13 protein-coding genes and 3 pseudogenes are annotated in these 16,587 nt (G+C 62.1%); 13 read left to right on the forward strand and 3 right to left on the reverse strand.

Features of this window, described 5'->3' with window-relative positions; all coding sequences use genetic code 11:
- From ACR9ZC_RS16070 to ACR9ZC_RS16100, 7 genes and pseudogenes are all read left to right on the forward strand, one after another.
- A complete protein-coding gene (locus tag ACR9ZC_RS16070; RefSeq protein WP_481581054.1) occupies positions 1-795 on the forward strand; it encodes a molybdopterin-dependent oxidoreductase in 795 nt (264 codons plus the stop codon).
- Between the two features lie 140 nt (positions 796-935).
- Positions 936-1,154 carry a pentapeptide MXKDX repeat protein gene (locus tag ACR9ZC_RS16075; RefSeq protein WP_481581055.1) on the forward strand — a complete coding sequence of 73 codons (219 nt, stop codon included), beginning with the start codon at positions 936-938 and terminating at the stop codon, positions 1,152-1,154.
- 170 nt (positions 1,155-1,324) lie between these two features.
- Positions 1,325-4,780, forward strand: a complete 3,456-nt coding sequence (locus ACR9ZC_RS16080; protein WP_481581056.1) for an AAA family ATPase — start codon at positions 1,325-1,327, stop codon at positions 4,778-4,780.
- Positions 4,781-4,872: 92 nt separating this feature from the next.
- Positions 4,873-5,922 carry a patatin-like phospholipase family protein gene (locus tag ACR9ZC_RS16085; RefSeq protein ID WP_481581057.1) on the forward strand — a complete coding sequence of 350 codons (1,050 nt, stop codon included), beginning with the start codon at positions 4,873-4,875 and terminating at the stop codon, positions 5,920-5,922.
- A 136-nt stretch (positions 5,923-6,058) separates the two neighbouring features.
- Positions 6,059-6,598 carry an HD domain-containing protein gene (locus tag ACR9ZC_RS16090; protein ID WP_481582684.1) on the forward strand — a complete coding sequence of 180 codons (540 nt, stop codon included), beginning with the start codon at positions 6,059-6,061 and terminating at the stop codon, positions 6,596-6,598.
- Positions 6,599-6,792: 194 nt separating this feature from the next.
- Positions 6,793-7,038: pseudogene (locus ACR9ZC_RS16095) on the forward strand (hydroxymethylglutaryl-CoA lyase); the annotation flags it as partial.
- Positions 7,024-7,206, forward strand: a pseudogene (locus ACR9ZC_RS16100) (CoA transferase); the annotation flags it as partial. The pseudogenes ACR9ZC_RS16095 and ACR9ZC_RS16100, both read left to right, overlap by 15 nt.
- 141 nt (positions 7,207-7,347) lie before the next feature.
- Here the strand turns inward: ACR9ZC_RS16100 and ACR9ZC_RS16105 are convergent.
- The gene (locus ACR9ZC_RS16105; protein WP_481581058.1) at positions 7,348-8,478 is read right to left on the reverse strand and encodes a DSD1 family PLP-dependent enzyme; all 1,131 of its coding nucleotides are present in this window, start codon (positions 8,476-8,478) and stop codon (positions 7,348-7,350) included.
- 179 nt (positions 8,479-8,657) lie between these two features.
- The gene (locus ACR9ZC_RS16110) at positions 8,658-9,578 is read right to left on the reverse strand and encodes a LysR substrate-binding domain-containing protein (RefSeq protein WP_481581059.1); all 921 of its coding nucleotides are present in this window, start codon (positions 9,576-9,578) and stop codon (positions 8,658-8,660) included.
- Positions 9,579-9,843: 265 nt separating this feature from the next.
- On the opposite strand from ACR9ZC_RS16110, the gene ACR9ZC_RS16115 reads away from it, so the two are divergent.
- From ACR9ZC_RS16115 to ACR9ZC_RS16130, 4 genes are all read left to right on the forward strand, one after another.
- Positions 9,844-10,647, forward strand: a complete 804-nt coding sequence (locus ACR9ZC_RS16115) for a GNAT family N-acetyltransferase (RefSeq protein WP_481582685.1) — start codon at positions 9,844-9,846, stop codon at positions 10,645-10,647.
- A gap of 83 nt (positions 10,648-10,730) precedes the next feature.
- On the forward strand, positions 10,731-12,005 hold the full coding sequence (locus ACR9ZC_RS16120) for an NAD(P)/FAD-dependent oxidoreductase (RefSeq protein WP_481581060.1): 1,275 nt from the start codon (positions 10,731-10,733) through the stop codon (positions 12,003-12,005).
- Positions 12,002-13,459 carry an aldehyde dehydrogenase family protein gene (locus ACR9ZC_RS16125; protein WP_481581061.1) on the forward strand — a complete coding sequence of 486 codons (1,458 nt, stop codon included), beginning with the start codon at positions 12,002-12,004 and terminating at the stop codon, positions 13,457-13,459. The genes ACR9ZC_RS16120 and ACR9ZC_RS16125 overlap by 4 nt, the downstream gene beginning before the upstream one ends.
- Positions 13,460-13,528: 69 nt before the next feature.
- On the forward strand, positions 13,529-14,623 hold the full coding sequence (locus ACR9ZC_RS16130; RefSeq protein ID WP_481581062.1) for an amidohydrolase: 1,095 nt from the start codon (positions 13,529-13,531) through the stop codon (positions 14,621-14,623).
- Here ACR9ZC_RS16130 and ACR9ZC_RS16135 read toward each other — a convergent pair.
- Positions 14,605-15,300, reverse strand: a complete 696-nt coding sequence (locus ACR9ZC_RS16135) for an aminotransferase-like domain-containing protein (protein WP_481581063.1) — start codon at positions 15,298-15,300, stop codon at positions 14,605-14,607. The genes ACR9ZC_RS16130 and ACR9ZC_RS16135 overlap by 19 nt on opposite strands.
- 61 nt (positions 15,301-15,361) lie before the next feature.
- Here ACR9ZC_RS16135 and ACR9ZC_RS16140 point away from each other — a divergent pair.
- Together ACR9ZC_RS16140 and ACR9ZC_RS16145 are read left to right on the forward strand one after the other, a co-directional pair.
- A pseudogene (locus ACR9ZC_RS16140) lies at positions 15,362-15,898 on the forward strand (PdxA family dehydrogenase); the annotation flags it as partial.
- A 1-nt stretch (position 15,899) separates the two neighbouring features.
- Complete coding sequence (locus tag ACR9ZC_RS16145) at positions 15,900-16,577, forward strand: 4-hydroxythreonine-4-phosphate dehydrogenase (RefSeq protein ID WP_481581064.1); 678 nt, start codon at positions 15,900-15,902, stop codon at positions 16,575-16,577.
- Positions 16,578-16,587 lie beyond the last annotated feature (10 nt).

Here is a 16,587-nt window from a genome sequence, read left to right on the forward strand (position 1 = left end):
GTGAAACGCTCCCGAATTCCTATTCATCCCGAGCTTCCAGCGCTTGCGCTCGATTCCAAAACGATCCTCGCCGACGCGCGCCGTGAGTTGGCCCTATCCTCGCGACGCGAATTCGGCAAACGCATACTGTCCCTCGGCGGCCTGCTGATGCTGACCGGTTGCTCGCTCACGGACGACAAATCGGTCAACGCATTCCTCATGAGCGTCTCGCGCATGAACGATCGGATCCAGGCATGGCTCTTCGACCCGAAGCGGCTTGCACCGACCTACAGCGAACGAGACCTCACACGCCCGTTCCCGTTTAACGCGTATTACGACATCGACGACGTACCCAAGGTCGACGCCGCCGCGTTCACGCTAAAGCTGAGCGGGCTCGTCAACGGTAAGCGCTCCTGGACTCTGGCGGAGCTTTACGCGCTGCCGCATGCGGAGCAAATCACGCGGCACATCTGCGTCGAAGGATGGAGTGCAATCGGACGCTGGGGCGGCACACCGTTCGGGGACTTCCTGCGCCGCGTGGGTGCAGACACGAGTGCAAGGTATGTCGGCTTCAAGTGCGCCGACGACTACTATGAAAGCATCGACATGCCGACGGCGCTCCATCCGCAAACGCTGCTTGCCCTTCAATATGATGGCGAGACCCTACCGCCGAAATATGGCTTCCCAATGAAGCTACGCATTCCGACAAAGCTGGGTTACAAGAATCCGAAGCACATCATGGAACTCTTCGTGACGAACACGTTTCCGGGCGGCTATTGGAGCGACCAGGGGTACAACTGGTTCGGAGGGTCCTGACGCCCAGGCTTGTTTTCCGCGCTCAGGCGGGAGTAACGGTTCACGTCCCGTCCTCGTGGTACCTGTCTCTGCAATCCATAAACGAGCAATCGGCTTTCAAAAGCCGTCTTTTCAACCTTCACCGCTAATGGAGGTAATTCATGAGCAAGAAGGCAATCGTGGCGCTCGGCGCTTCGCTCGCCGTCGGCATTTCATACGTGTCAGCCCAGCAGGCCAGCGGCACGATGTCTGAAACCGAGATGGCAAGTGGCACCATGGCAAAACCCTCGATGAAAGAGGGGAAGATGAAGCACACGCCCCGGAAGAAGGGCAATTCGATGGGCATGAAGCACGAAGCGTCGGGTGCGACGGGACAATAATGACAACCTGATGCGGCAACTGCCCTGCTCGCACCGTTAACGCGCGGTGTGCTCATGCTCGCGCATCTCGGTCGATCGGTTGGGCGCACTGCGTCTACTAAGGACCTGAATTCCCGCAACGGGCGGCGCATAATATCGTGAGGTCGACCCTTGGCAGGAAGAGGGTTTTTATGCGCTGCACAATCTGCGGATCCGAGAATCCTCCCGATGCGAGGTTCTGCCAGGAATGTCAGGCTGTGCTCTCCCGCGTGTGTCCGCATTGCGGACATGAGGCAGCGCCAGCGGCCCGCTTCTGCAGCAACTGCGGAACGCCGCTGACTGCGCCCGCCGCTGCGCCGCCGTTTTCCCGACCATTGGGCCGCGAACCGCCTCCGACGCCCATCCACTACACGCCCGATCATCTCGCCGAACGAATCCGAGCCGAACACGCGGCGATGGAAGCGCGTGGCGAACCTGCCGGCGAACGCAAGACCGTGACCGCGCTGTTCGCCGACATGGCCGGGTCGACTGCGTTGATTCACGATCTCGATCCTGAAGTCGCGCATCGCCTGATCGTGCCCGTGGTCGAGCTGATGATGGAAGCGGTTCATTACTACGAAGGGTACGTCGCAAAATCGCTCGGCGATGGCATCCTTGCGCTGTTCGGCGCACCAATCGCGCACGAAGACCATGCGCAGCGCGCGCTTTTCGCTGCATTGCGCATGCAGCAGGCGATGCGGCAGCACGGCGACCGCATTCGTCTGCAGGAAGGCGTTCCTCTGCAGATTCGCGTCGGCGTTCACACGGGCGAGGTCGTCGTCCGTTCGATCCGCACCGACGACCTGCATACCGATTACGATCCGCTCGGGCATACGATCCACATCGCATCGCGGATCGAGGGAATCGCTGCACCCACGTCGATTCTCGTCAGCGAATCGACGCACAAGCTGGCCGAAGGCTATTTCGAATTCAAGGCGCTCGGGGCAACGCAGCTCAAGGGCATTCCCGCGCCGCTGTGCGTATACGAGTTGCTTGGCCTGGGGGCATTACGCACGCGCCTGCAACTGGCCGCGCACCGCGGTCTCGCGCGATTCGTCGGCCGCGAAACGGAAATGGACCACCTGAACCGCGCGCTGGAAGCCATGAGGGCCGGGCATGGCCGCGTGGTCGGCGTGGTGGGGGAGGCCGGCGTCGGGAAGTCTCGCCTTTTCCACGAATTCAAGGAGCGTTCGCGACGCGGCGCGCTGGTGCTCGAGACGTTTTCCGTATCGCACGGCAAGGCGTTTTCCAATCTGCCGCTCATCGAGCTCCTGAAGAACTATTTCCAGATCACGGTGCAGGACGACGAGCGGCGCTGTCGCGAAAAGGTCATCGGCAAGGCACTCGCTCTGGAGCGCAGTTTCGAGGATCTCGTCCCATACGTGCTCTATCTGCTCGGCATCGGAGAAGGCGGGCCGGTACTCGTCGAGATGGATCCACAGATCCGGCGCGACCGCACGTTCGATGCGATCCGGCAACTTCTTGCGCGCGAGAGCGAGAATCAGCCGGTCCATTTGCTGTTCGAGGACCTGCAATGGCTGGACCGTGAAACGGAAGCGTTCCTCGCCTACCTGATCGACCACCTGCCGGACACGCGCATCCTGCTTCTGGTGAACTACCGGCCCGAGTATCAGCCCGCGTGGACGCGCGCCGCTCACTGGAGCGCCATCCGGCTTGAACCGCTTGGTCCCGCCGACGCGCAAGGACTGCTGGCGGCGCTGCTCGGCGAGGACCGCACGCTCGTACCGCTGAAGCAGCGCATTCTGGAGAAGACGGAGGGCAATCCGTTCTTCATGGAGGAAGTGGTCCAGACGCTCGTCGAGGAACAGTCGCTGCTCGGCGAAGCGGGACGCTACCGCATCGTCGAGACGCCGGCGACGCTGCACATTCCCACCACCGTTCAGGGTGTGCTCGCGGCACGGATCGACCGGCTTCCGATCGACGAAAAGGAGTTGCTGCAGGCGCTAGCAGTGATCGGCCACGAGTTTCCGTTCAGCCTGATCCGGCGAATTTGCGGCGAGGAGTCGGTGCGGGACGACGAACTGCGTCGGCTGCTCGCCCATCTGGAAGCAGCGGAGTTCATCTACGAGCGGCCCGCGTTTCCCGAGGTCACTTATTCGTTCAAGCACGCACTGACGCAGGAAGTGGCAGGGCGCTCGTTGCTCACCGAGCGACGCACCACGCTGCACGAGCGCACCGCGCAGGCGATCGAGATGCTGTTCCCGACGCGCATCGCCGATTACTGCAGCGAACTGGCACATCACTACAGTCAGAGCGGCAACATTCCAAAGGCCGTCGAATACCTGCATCGTGCGGCTCAGCAGGCGCTGCGCCATGCCGCCCATCACGATGCAATGAATCACCTCGGCGCGGCGCTTGCATTGCTGAAAGGCCTGCCCGACACCGCGATGCGCGCGCATTGGGAACTGACGCTGCTGCTTTCCCTTGGGCCAGTCCTGATGGACGTGCGCGGGTATGGCGCACCGGAGGTCGGCGCGACCTATACGCGCGCGCTCGAATTGTGCGAGCGGACGGGGGAGGCATCGCAACGCTTTGCGACGCAGCTGGGACTGCGGATACATCACCTGGTGCGCGGCGAATATGCGCTCGCGACCGACCTGGGCCAGCAGATGCTCGGCACGGCGCGGGATGCGAACGATGCTGGCTTCCTCGTCGAGGCACATGGTGCATTGGGTTCGTGCTTTTTCCTACAGGGCGATTTCGACGCTGCACGCAGGCATGTCGAAGAGGCCCTGGCGATCTATGATCCGGAACAGCATCAGGCTCACGTGTTTGCACATGGCGTCGAGCCCGGCGTCCGGGCACTCAGCTACCTCGGGTTGACCTTATGGTTTCAGGGGTATCCCGACCAGGCGCTCAAACGTAGCGCCGACGCGCTCGCGCTGGCACAGGCTCTTGCCTATGGCCCCTCTCTGGCGTTCGCTCTGACCTACACCGCGCACTTGCATCAACTACGGGGGGAGCGCGCGCTTGTCGCCGAGCGCGCGGAAGCCGTCATCGCGGTATCTGTGGAGCACGGATTGCCCTACTGGCTCGCGTGCGGGACGCTGTTGCAAGGCTGGGCGATGAGCGCGCAAGGCAACATCGAGGGCGGCATTGCGCAGATGCGTCGAGGGCTCGATGCGCATCGGGCCGCCGGCGGCGAAGATCAGCGGCCTTATTTTCTTGCGTTGCTTGCCGACAGTTACCAGCGTTCGGGTGGCAAGCGCGCAGCACTGCGCATGTTGGACGACGCGATGGCGATCGTCGAGAAATCCGGCGAACATTGCTACGAGGCTGAGCTGTACCGGCTCAGGGGCGTCTATCAGGGCGGAAGCGCGGACGAGGCGGGGACAGCCGCCGCATGCGACGACGAGGCCGCCGACTGTTTTTACCGGGCGATCGCGCGCGCACGCGAGCAGGGTGCGAGGGCGCTGGAATTGAGGGCAGCGTCGGATTTGGCTCGTCTATTGCAACGGCGGGGAAGGACCGTGGAAGCGAAGCAAGCGCTGTCCGACGTGTACACGAGCTTCACGGAAGGCTTCGCTACGAGCGATCTGCGAGAGGCGAAGGCGCTGCTGGATGCATGGAGCGTGAGTGCAGGTTGAATGGAGCCGAGTCGCACGGCGGCGTATCGCGTGACGAAGTGCGTTCCACGACCTGAGGCTGCTCCGCAGGATGGGGAGTCGAGGGAACGGGCATGGCAACCACGCACACGAGGCGCCGCGACGATGTCCCGCGCAAACCGATCGCGCTCGCGTTGCAGGGCGGCGGCATGCATGGTGCTTTCACCTGGGGCGTGCTCGACCGGCTGCTCGAGGACGGCAGGCTCGAGATCGAAGGCGTCAGCGCGACGAGCGCCGGCGCGATGAACGCTGCGGTACTCGCATACGGTCTGCAAAAGGGCGGCGCGGACGGTGCGCGTCAGGGACTGCACGATTTCTGGCACGCGATCGCGCAATCGGCAGAGCGCTACAACCCGCTGCGCTGGGTGCCATGGTTGAAGGGAACGCACAGCTTCGGGCTCGATCACTCGCCGCTTTATGCATTCGCCGACATGATGCTGCGCGTCTTTTCACCTTATCAGTTCAATCCGAACAACCTGAATCCGCTGCGCGAAGTGCTCGACAGTCACGTCGACTTCGACGCGCTGCGCAAGCACTGTCCGATTCGGTTGTACCTGTGCGCGACCAACGTCGAGACGGGGAAAATACGCCTGTTCGCGCGAGAGGATGTCTGTGCCGACGCGGTACTTGCATCCGCATGCGTGCCGACGCTGTTCCAGGCAGTTTCGATCGACGGCGAGTACTACTGGGATGGCGGCTACATGGGCAATCCGGCCATCTATCCGCTTATCTACAATTGCGCGACGCGCGACGTCGTGATCGTGCACATCAATCCGCTCGTGCGTCGCGGTGTACCGATCACGGCCGCGGAGATTCTCAACCGCATCAGCGAGATCAGTTTCAACTCGTCGCTGATGCGCGAGATGCGTGCCATCGCGTTCGTCACCGACCTGATCCAGCAAGGCACGATCAAACAAGGCGACATGAAGGAAATGCTGATCCATTCGATTCGCGCCGACGACGCGCTGAGCGCGTTGAGCGTATCGAGCAAGTACAACGCAGATTGGGGATTTCTGAGCGAGCTGCGTGACCATGGGCGGCGCGAAGCGGATGCATGGCTCGCGCATCACTACGCAAACATCGGACAGCGCTCGAGTATCGACATCCGCACGGAATTTCTGTGAACGCCTCGCGCTGATGTCGGCGTCGGGCGATCGCGCTGGCCCCACGGCCCAAGGAGCGAACGTGAACCGAACGCAGGCGCGGTTTGTCGCGTTGTGGTCGTGTAGCGGCGGGACGGATGCCGGCGAGGTCTATCGCCTGCTCGCGCGCTGTTATAGGGAGCCGGCGCGCCATTACCATACGCTCGTGCATGTGCGGCGATGCTTGCGTCACTTCGACTTGGCGCGTGATGCGATTCGGGCACCGGATGCGGTCGAACTCGCGCTCTGGTTCCATGACGTGATCTTCGTTCCGGGCGCGCAAGACAACGAGCAGCGTAGTGCGGAGTGGTTTCGAGAGCAGGCGCGCGGCCGAATCCGTGCGTGCGATCGCATCTGCGCGATGATTCTCGCGACGACCCACGCGGGCACTGCCGCGGAACCGGATACCCGCTTCGTGTGCGACATCGATCTGGCGGTGCTGGGCGCCGCTCGCAGCCGGTTTCGCGACGACGGCCGGCGCCTGCGGGCAGAGCGCCCCGATCTCGACGACCGGGCTTACGACCTTCACGAACGGACGATTCTCGGCGCGCTGCTCGTACGGCCGCGCATCTATCTGACCGATTTCTTCTATGCACGCTGCGAGGCGCAGGCACGCAGAAATCTGAACTGGCGGCTGGGCCTACCGATTCCAGAATGACGACGACATCGAAAAATCGTCCTGACGTGTGACTACTAGCGTCTCAGTTAGCCAATACGCTCGAGGTTCTCACGATGGCTCTTCGCGGACGTCCCGGAAAACGAGGCAATGCTTGCATCGTACCTCGCGCCTTTTCCGCCCAGTCCCACCGTTGCCTGTTTCGCTCCCTCGAGCAAGCGTTCCGATAGAACTTTATGAAGGAGCGAATCGTGAGTGCCCCCAGAATCTTGATTAGCGAGGTCGGCCCGCGTGACGGCTTGCAAAGCATCAAAAACGTCATGCCGACTGCGGCAAAGCTGCGTTCGATTTCCGCGCTCGCCGCTGCCGGATTGAAGGAGATCGAGGTGGGGTCGTTTGTGCCGCCCAAGCTGCTACCGCAAATGGCGGACATACGTGAGGTCGTGCTTCACGCTCTCTCGATTCCCGGTCTTCAGTACGCGCCAATCACGAAGCCCCACGACTTGTTCGACGATCCTCATTTACTTTCTACCGGTGGCCTTGTTGACGTCATCTTGCCTGCGGACGCAAGCACTGCCGGCCACACCGTGATCACGAAGACAGCGTTGTTGCCGCTAACGCTCGGTGGAGAGCGTCTGAAGTTGCGTGCGCATCAATGGCTTTGACTTCGAGAAGGGGGAACGTCCGCCATCTTCGGTTGACCTTGCCCAAGCATGGAAACCCTGGATGGAATCTTGCATTGAGATACTTCATAACGAGGCTACCTCTCATGGATTCGAATTCGGCGCTCGTTACCAGCCATAGAACCGCGGCCAGGTTTCGACATTGCCGTCGAGGCCGACGGCCTGATAGGCGGGATGCTGTGCGCCGGTGGCGCACGCATGATTGGGCAGTATCCGAAGGCGCGTCCCGATCGGAAAACGTTTCTCGATCTCGTGATCCGGCGTACCCGACCGGGAGACGATTCCGTGCTCCTGGTTCGCACCGCTCATCACATACTCGCCAAGCACCTCTCCGTTTTCGCTGCACACGAGCCCGTAACCAAAGTCGCGCTTCTGGCGCTGAGTGCCACGGTCGCGGCTCATGGCCATCCACCCCGCATCGACGATGGCCCAGCCTTTCTCGCTCTGATGCCCGATGACGGTAGTCAACACGCTCAATGCGATCTCGGACGCGTCGTTCACGCCGATGTTGTGCATGACGAGATCGAACATGACGTAGACGCCTGCGCGAACTTCGGTCACGCCCTCCAGATGTTCGGCGGCCAACGCTGTCGGTGTCGATCCGATGCTCACGACGTCGCACCGCAGGCCCGCTGCCCGAATGCGTTCAGCGGCACGCACGCAGCGCGAGCGTTCCTGCTCCGCGATCTGCACGAGCTCGTCACGGGTATCGTAATCGTAGCTCGAACCGGCATGGGCCAACACGCCGCCAAGATGCATGCCGCCATTCGATAGGGTCGCTGCGACAGCGAGAAGCGCGTCGTCATCGGGTTTGATACCTGAGCGATGACCATCCACGTCGATCTCGATCCAGACCTCGAAGGGCTCTTCGTACGCTCGACCGAACGCGGCGATGGCCTCGGCGCAGGCGACGCTGTCGGCAACGATCTTCAGATCGCAGCCTTGTCGGCGAAGTGCCAGCGCCCGCGCGAGTTTTGCCGGCGCCATGCCCACCGCGTAGACGATGTCGCGAATGCCGCTTGCGAAGAATTGTTCGGCTTCCTTGAGTGTGGATACGGTGATGCCGCGTGCTCCGGCATCCATTTGTGCCCGGACTACCTGCTCGCATTTAGTCGTCTTGACGTGCGGACGGAACCTCACGCCGAGCGCATTCATGCGTTGCTGCATCCGTTCGATGTTGCGGTGCATCCGCGCGACATCGATCACTGCAGCGGGTGTATTCAACGACTCCAAATTCATCAGTGGCTCCTGGCAACTCTTGGCGCGGTCGGTGTCGATGCCGTGTGGCGCATGAGGAGAAGCCACTATAGAAGTTAGCCGAGAATTTGTGCTTAACGGAGAATAAACTGGCCGTTAAGCCGCGTTGAATGTCGGTGCGAGAAGGTCGCACCGCCCCCCAGCATTAAATGGGCTTTGATTCAACCGCGCCAGGGCACGGGGTTGAAGGCTCGCTTCGCGGCTTCCAGGAACACACGCTGACGAATGGTCAGGCCCTGGCGCGTGGGCGTCAGGGCCATCACCGGTGCAGGTTCGAGGTGCCATGCCGGCAAAATGCGCTTCAGCTTCCCCTCCGCGATCAGCCGCGCGCAATCCCATTCGGATCGCGCGACAACGCCGAGGCCGTCGACGGCCCAGTCCCTGACGACGGTGCCGTCGTTCGAAGACAACGCGCTGCTCAAGCGGACCGTCACGCCCTTGCCGATGCGTTTGCCTGCAGCATCGTGCTGAGCAAAACGCAGACGCGTCACGTCTTCATCGTTTTCTCGCAAGGTCAGGTAAGGGTGCCGGGTCAGTTCGGAGGGATGCTTGAGCTTTGACAGCGAACGCGCCAGGGCAGGGCCTGCGCAAAGAATGCGGTCGTTTGGCGCCAGGAAATGTCCCACCCAGGAAGAGCCTTTGATGTGGCCGATCGAAACGACCGCGTCGGCGCCCGACGCAGACGCGAGCGGACTTTCGACCAAAATTAGCGAAATCGCCAGATTGGGGTGTGAGCGATGCAGGCCGCGGACGAGCGGCGCGACATATTCCCTGCCGAATCCGAATGGAGCCACGACGCGCAAATGACCACTTACACCAGCGGACGCTCCGGAGACGCGTGACGGAATAGACTCGATCCGCTCCAGGATCTCGATGGCTTCCTGAACAAGGCGCTGTCCTTCGTCAGTGAGCGAGATACCTCTGGCTGCGCGCGTGGCAAGACGCACCCCCATCCGCTCCTCGATGCGCTGAAGACGTACCGTGACCGCGGGCGGCGTCAGATCTAACAACCTCGCTGCTGCGGCAAGCGAGTGAGATACGCCGAGCGCGCGCAGCAGCTGCATGTCTTCAAGTTGAAGCATTAAGGGCCCGTTAACGATGGATTCATTGGAGATTAAACACGATAAAGATAATTTTTTCTATAGTACGTGGCACCGGCTTGCCAACAGCGTCACTCGATGGTTGCTGCAGTGTCGCCCCGAGTGGTTGCGCTTCAGGCGAAACGGAAACATTCAGTAGGGGAGATTAGTGAAACACGATTCGTTCGCGAACAGCTCGGCCTCGGCCGCGGGTCTTCGGTATCGCAAGTTCGCTCCGGGCGACGTACCCGCGGCTCACGCGCTCTCGATGGCACTGGGCTGGCCATATAGAGCGGAAGACTGGCAGTTTTCCGCCAATACGGCGATAGCGTTCGTGGCCGAAGAGCGGGGTGTCGTCATTGGTACTGCGATGTGCTGGAAGTTCGGCGCCGACCGTGCCTCGCTCGGTCACGTCATCGTGTCGTCGGCGCACCAGGGCCGCGGTATCGGCCGCGAGCTGATGGAGATCGTCCTCGAAGAGTTAGGGCCACGCATCACATTCCTGCACGCGACGCTGGCCGGTCGGCCGCTCTACGAAAAGCTCGGCTTCAGCGTATGTGGATCGTTGGAGCAACATCAAGGGAATGTCGGTAAACCTCTCTCCGTCGCGTTGCTCGACGGCGAGCGACTGCGCACTGGGATCCCTGCCGACTTTCCCTGCCTCGTTGAAATGGCTTCGCGCGCCTCGGGCCTCGAGCGCCATGCGCTGTTGTCCGCAGTGCTCGAGCGCGGGGAAAGCGTCGTACTCGAACGCGATGGCGAGATCGTCGGATTCTCGGTGTTGCGGCGCTTTGGCCGGGGGCACGTGATCGGCCCTGTGGTCGCGATTCGTTCGCATGACGACGCGCGCGCAAAAGCCTTGATCGCCTACTGGCTGACCGGACGAGAGGGCGAATTCGTCCGTATCGACGTGCCCTCGGAAACAGGTTTGAGCGATTGGCTGAGCGAACAGGGACTGCAGCGCGTGGACATCTGCTCGAAGATGGTTCTCAATGCGCCTGCCCGCGAACATGTTGGCGCACCCGATCCCGCTTGCCGCTTCTACGCATTGGTCAGTCAAGCCATGCTTTAGACGTTCAGTACGGACCGGCTTATCTGCCGCTTGCACGCATAGTGTCGGGTATGAGCACGCGCCCGGCCGCTTTGGAGTTTGTCATGCATTTCGGTTCTTACTGGCTCGATACGTCCGAGCCATTCGTCAGCAACTCGCCTGACATGGACGGCGGAAGTTGCGACGTGGTCGTGGTGGGCGGCGGCATCACCGGCTCGGCGGCGGCCCTGGCGCTCACCAAAAAAGGCGCGCGCGTCATCGTCTGCGAAGCAGGTACCGTGGGACAGGCCGCGTCGGGCCGCAACGGCGGCATGTGCAACAACGGCTTCGCGCAGGATTACGCTTCACTCTCGCAGCGGATCGGTACGGAATTGGCCAACCGGCTCTATCTCGCGTTCGACTCGGGTGTCGACATGGTCGAGAGGCTGGTCAGCGAAGAGTCGATCGATTGCGATTTCGTTCGCAGAGGAAAGCTGAAGCTCGCGGCGAAGCCGGAGCACTTCGATAAGCTTGCGAGAAGTCAGGCGTTGCTTGCCGCGAGCGTGGACCCTGATACGCGCCTTGTGACAAAGGCGCAGCTTCGTGACGAGATTGGCTCCGACCGTTATCACGGCGGGTTGATCTTCGAGAAGAGCGCCGGGATGCACGTCGGTCGTTATGTTCGTGGTCTCGCGAGAGCTGCGCAAGCGCGTGGCGCCCATGTTCTCGAGCGGGCGCCAGTACTGGGATTGCAGCGGGAACCTCGGGGCTACATCGTGCGGACGCCGCGCGCATCGATCCGCGCACCGCAGGTGCTCCTGGCGAGCGGCATCTCGCAGGTGGGACCGTTCGCGTGGATTCGGCGAAGAATCGTGCCGGTCGGGGCGTTCATCATCGTCACCGAGCCTTTGCCGGTGGACCTGATCGACCGCTTGCTGCCCACGCGCCGGATGGCGACCGACACCAAGAACTTCGTCAATTTCTTTCGTGTAACGCCCGATAACCGGATGCTCTTTGGCGGACGCGCACGTTTCGCGACATCGAACCCGCGCTCCGACGAAAAAAGCGGGCTGATCTTGCGACAGCAGATGGCCACGGTGTTCCCCGAATTGGCGAACGCGCGCATCGACTATTGCTGGGGCGGCATGGTGGACATGACCGCCAACCGCCTGCCGCGCGCGGGCCAGCGTGACGGTATCTATTACTCGATGGGCTATAGTGGCCATGGCACGCACATGGCCACGTTGATGGGCACGCTGATGGCGGAGATCATGGACGGACGCCTCGATCTGAATCCGTGGAAAGACTTCGACTGGCCTGCCATCCCCGGCCACTTTGGCAAGCCGTGGTTTTTGCCGTTCGTTGGGGCATGGTATCGAATCAAGGACACGCTGCAATGACTTCACCTGTTCGTCATCTGATGCAGGCAGGACGGCTCGACCGGTTGTACATCGACGGCGAGTGGACTGCCTCCGATCGTAGCGATCGAATCGCCGTTATCTCGCCGTCCACCGAGGACGCAGTGTGCGAGATCGCACTTGGCAACGCGCGCGACGCCGAGCGGGCAGTGCTCGCCGCGCGTAAGGCTTTCGCGGCTTGGTCGGCAAGTTCGCCGCAAGAACGTGCTGTGCTGCTCGACCGGGTTCATGCGCTGATGCTGGAGCGCGCCGAACTGTTCGCCGCTGCGTTGTCGACGGAAATGGGCGCGCCCATCAGCTATGCGCGCGCCGCACATGTGCCGCTTGCAGCCGAACATATTCGCGTCGCGCGCGACAATCTGGCCAGTTATCCGTTCAGCAAGCAAAGGGGGACGACCGCGGTCGTACGCGAGCCGATCGGCGTCTGCGCGCTGATCACGCCCTGGAACTGGCCGATCTATCAGATTACGGCGAAGGTCGGGCCGGCACTCGCAGCCGGCTGCACAGTGGTACTGAAACCTAGTGAATTCTCGCCGCTGAGCGCATTGCTATTTGCTGAAGTCATCGCGGACGCTGGTGTTCCAGCGGGCGTTTTTAACCTCGTGAGCGGCACCGGCCCGGAGGTGGGTACGTTACTGGCGTCACACCCGCAAGTCGATATGGTGTCGATCACCGGCTCGACGCGTGCGGGCATCCTGGTTGCGCAGGCAGCTGCGCCGACGGTCAAACGTGTGGCGCAGGAGCTCGGCGGCAAGTCGCCGAACGTCGTGCTGCCCGATGCGGATCTGCCACGTGCTGTCTCGCTGGGCGTTGCTGCCGCGTTTCGGAACATGGGTCAGTCGTGCAGCGCGCCGACGCGGATGATCGTGCCGCGTGGCGTGTTGCGACAGGTCGAAGCGTTGGCTGTCGCGGCAACGGAACAGATGATCGTTGGCGATCCGTTCGCCGACGCGACGACACACGGTCCGTTGGCCAATCGTGCGCAGTTCGGCAGGGTGCAGGAGATGATCGAAGCCGGCATCGACGAACGCGCTCTGTTGCTCGTCGGTGGACCAGGGAGGCCGGCCGGCCTGAGCAGGGGGTTCTACGCACAGCCAACGATCTTTTCCGAAGTGGGTACAAAGATGAGGATTGCGCAGGAGGAGATCTTCGGCCCGGTCCTTGCCATCCTTCCCTACGACTCGGTCGAAGAAGCGATCTCGGTCGCGAACGACACGGTTTATGGGCTCGGCGCACATGTTCAAGGCGCAGACAAGGCACTGTTGCAAGCGGTCGCAGCGCGCATTCGTTCGGGCCAGGTGCATCTGAACTATCCGGCTTGGGACCCGCAAGCGCCATTCGGCGGGTACAAGCAGTCCGGCAATGGTCGAGAGTACGGGATGGAAGGCATGGAAGAGTACATGGAAGTGAAGTCGATCCTCGGGTTCTACGATTGAAACGGCTGCGATACCCGACGCGATAACACGCCAGCGTCGACTCTATTTCGCTTTCCAAAGGTGCCGAAATTGAATACGTCCGCAACGGTCGAGACTTCGTTGGACGCGCATCATGAGCATTGGGCGAAGTTGCGCCGCGACCTGCATGCCCATCCCGAACTGCGATTCGAGGAACGCAGGACGGCAGACGTCGTCGCACGTGAGCTCGAATCGCTCGGCTATGCAGTGTTGCGCGGGCTGGGCGGGACCGGCGTGGTCGGTAGCCTGCCCGGCGCCGACCCGGGCCGTGGCATCGTGCTGCGCGCGGACCTCGATGCGTTGCCGATCCAGGAGGCCAATGACTTCGCGCACGCCTCGTGTGCGAACGGAGTCATGCATGCCTGCGGACACGACGGGCATACCGTGATGCTGCTGGGCGCCGCCCGTGTCCTGAAGCAATTGCCGCAGTTGGCCGGCACGGTTCATTTCGTGTTTCAGCCTGGAGAGGAAGGGGGCGCGGGCGCACGGAAGATGATCGATGACGGCCTGTTCGAGCGATGTCCGACGGAAGCGGTATTCGGCATGCACAAAGGGGCGCATGCGGCTCAACCGCACCTGGGTCTCGATCCGATACCGCTCGCCTGTTCGATGGTGCTCCAATGTCAGACCATCGCAGCGCGGCACAAGGATCCTGTCGATCCCGCTGTGATTTCGGTCTGCATGTTCCACGCAGGCGATACAGACAACGTCATTCCGGACAGCGCCGAATTGCGCGGCACGATTCGCACGCTCTCGTCGACTCTGCAACAAAGGCTACAGCGCGACATCGAGCTGATGTGCCACGGACTGGCTTCGGCCTATGGCGCCCAAGTCGAGGTGACGTTTTTCCAATACTACCCGGCAACGATCAACACGCCGGCCGAGACCGCGCTCTGTGAAACGGTTATTCGCGAGACGTTCGGCAGCGAGCGCCTCGACAATCACATTCCTTCGAACATGACATCGGAAGACTTCGGCTTCATGCTCGAAGAACGGCCGGGCGCTTATGTGTTGATCGGTAACGCTCCGCCGGGCGCGGCCGCCCGATCGCTACATCACCCGAAGTACGACTTCAACGACGACATCATTCCTGCCGGCGTCCGATATTGGGTTGCTTTGGCGCAGCATTATTTCGGTGCGGTATAGCGCCTGGCACTCTTTCGCAAATGACGGCGACGTCCGATTTGCTTGATACAGATTTCGAGCAGATTCAGCGATTCTGTCAGCGCTTCCCAGTCCATATGCCCATATCCGAGCAGAAAACCGCGCGCATTGGGTTCGAGCTTCGTGAAATCGCGAACGTCGTCGAACACGACGCCCTTCGATCGCAGCGCGGCTTGCAAATCACGGTCGAACGTGTCGTTCTCTCCTGACACGATCACATGCAGGCCTCCCTCGTCGCCCCCTAGGGTGACCACGTCGGCGTATGGGGTCAACCGTTCGCGTATGGCATCGCGCATCGCCCCATAATGCCGCCGCACCCTGCGCAAATGCCGATCCAGCTCGCCCGATAGGAGCAACGTTTCGACGATCTTCTGCACGGGCCACGATACATGCGTGCGCTCGCGCTCGACGCGCGCAACCAGCGCGGCGGCTGCGCACGGCGGCGCGACGATGAACCCGAGCCGAAGGGAAGGGCTGACCGCCTTCGCGAAAGTATTGACCAGCAACGTGCTTTCCGGCGCATGGCTGAAAATCGGCGGATGATTCGTTCCCGCGTAGTGGAACTCGCAGTCGTATTCGTTCTCGATCATCAGCATCCCGCGCTTGCGCGCGAGTTCGACCAGCGCCCGGCGCCTTGGCCCCGACAGACGTCCTCCCATCGGGTACTGATGGGCCGGGGTGAGATGAACGAGGGCGGGGACTGCGTCGTCTTCGACAATCCGTACGATCCTCGTGACGGTTCACTGCTCCATGCTCGATGCTGTCGCGAAGCTGTCCGTCGAAACCGAACTGCGCATCATCCGGCTCGCCGATCGCGCGATGCGTGAGCTCGGCATCGAGCGTCCCCGCGTGGCGGTCGCCGGCCTCAACCCGCACGCGGGTGAAGGAGGCCTTTTCGGGCGCGAGGATATCGACATCATCGCGCCCGCGATCGAACTTGCGCGGAAGGAAGGCATCGACGCCAGCGGCCCGTGGCCCGGCGACACCGTGTTCATGAACGCCCGCCGCGGCCGGTTCGACATCGTGGTAGCGCAGTATCACGACCAGGGCCTCATACCGGTCAAGCTCGCCGGCGTGGAGGACGGCGTGAACATCACCGTCGGCCTGCCTTTCGTGCGTACGAGCCCCGACCACGGCACGGCCTTCGACATTGCAGGACAGGGCATTGCCGATCCAGCCAGCCTACAGATTGCCCTCCAGACCGCTCACCAGTTCGTCCAATCGCGGGCGAAGCACCCATTGTCTACCGGAGCTTGACGTGTCCCACTTCATTCTGATGTTGACCGAAAACGACGCGACCGTCAGCGACGCGATCGCAACCTACGACAGCCTGCGTGACAGCCCCGTCCGCTATGTCGGGTTCAAGGATGTCGGCTTGCCCATAAGAGACTTGAAGGAGCTCGCCCGACGCATCCGCGCCGATGGCCGCAAGGTCATGCTGGAAGTCGTCGCAACGAGCCGCGAAGCAGAGCTGGAATCGATCGACGCGTCGCTCGAGATCGGAGTCGACTACCTCCTTGGCGGCCGCCACGTTGAAGACGCGCTGCCGCTACTGCGTGGCTCGGCAATCCGGTATTTTCCGTTCGCCGGCCGCACTGTTGGTCATCCGACCGTGCTCGAAGGGACGATGAACGAAATTGTCGAGGATGCGCGCCGCATCGCATCGATGCCCGGTGTGCATGGTCTTGACTTGCTTGCGTACCGGTTTGCCGGCAAGGACGATCCGGCCGAGCTAACAAAACGTGTTGTCGACGCGGTCGCCGGGCCCGTGATTGCCGCAGGCAGCATCGACCGCGAAACACGTGTGAAAGCGATGATTCACGCGAACACGTGGGGCTTCACTGTCGGCAGCGCGCTTTTTCAGCAAGCCTTCGTCGACCGACGCCTGTCGGCGCAGATCGACGCGATCTTCCAGATCGAAGGCGTGACCGCGTAGCGGTCGAGCG

It is taken from the genome of Trinickia sp. HAY1-2D (genome assembly GCF_056754935.1).

Coding starts and splice junctions, on each gene's coding strand:
- ACR9ZC_RS16075 (WP_481581055.1), top strand. CDS start 936: ATGAGCAAGAAGGCAATCGTGGCGCTCGGCGCTTCGCTCGCCGTCGGC.
- ACR9ZC_RS16080 (WP_481581056.1), top strand. CDS start 1,325: ATGCGCTGCACAATCTGCGGATCCGAGAATCCTCCCGATGCGAGGTTC.
- ACR9ZC_RS16085 (WP_481581057.1), top strand. CDS start 4,873: ATGGCAACCACGCACACGAGGCGCCGCGACGATGTCCCGCGCAAACCG.
- ACR9ZC_RS16105 (WP_481581058.1), bottom strand. CDS start 8,478: ATGAATTTGGAGTCGTTGAATACACCCGCTGCAGTGATCGATGTCGCG.
- ACR9ZC_RS16110 (WP_481581059.1), bottom strand. CDS start 9,578: ATGCTTCAACTTGAAGACATGCAGCTGCTGCGCGCGCTCGGCGTATCT.
- ACR9ZC_RS16115 (WP_481582685.1), top strand. CDS start 9,844: ATGGCACTGGGCTGGCCATATAGAGCGGAAGACTGGCAGTTTTCCGCC.
- ACR9ZC_RS16120 (WP_481581060.1), top strand. CDS start 10,731: ATGCATTTCGGTTCTTACTGGCTCGATACGTCCGAGCCATTCGTCAGC.
- ACR9ZC_RS16125 (WP_481581061.1), top strand. CDS start 12,002: ATGACTTCACCTGTTCGTCATCTGATGCAGGCAGGACGGCTCGACCGG.
- ACR9ZC_RS16135 (WP_481581063.1), bottom strand. CDS start 15,300: ATGGGAGGACGTCTGTCGGGGCCAAGGCGCCGGGCGCTGGTCGAACTC.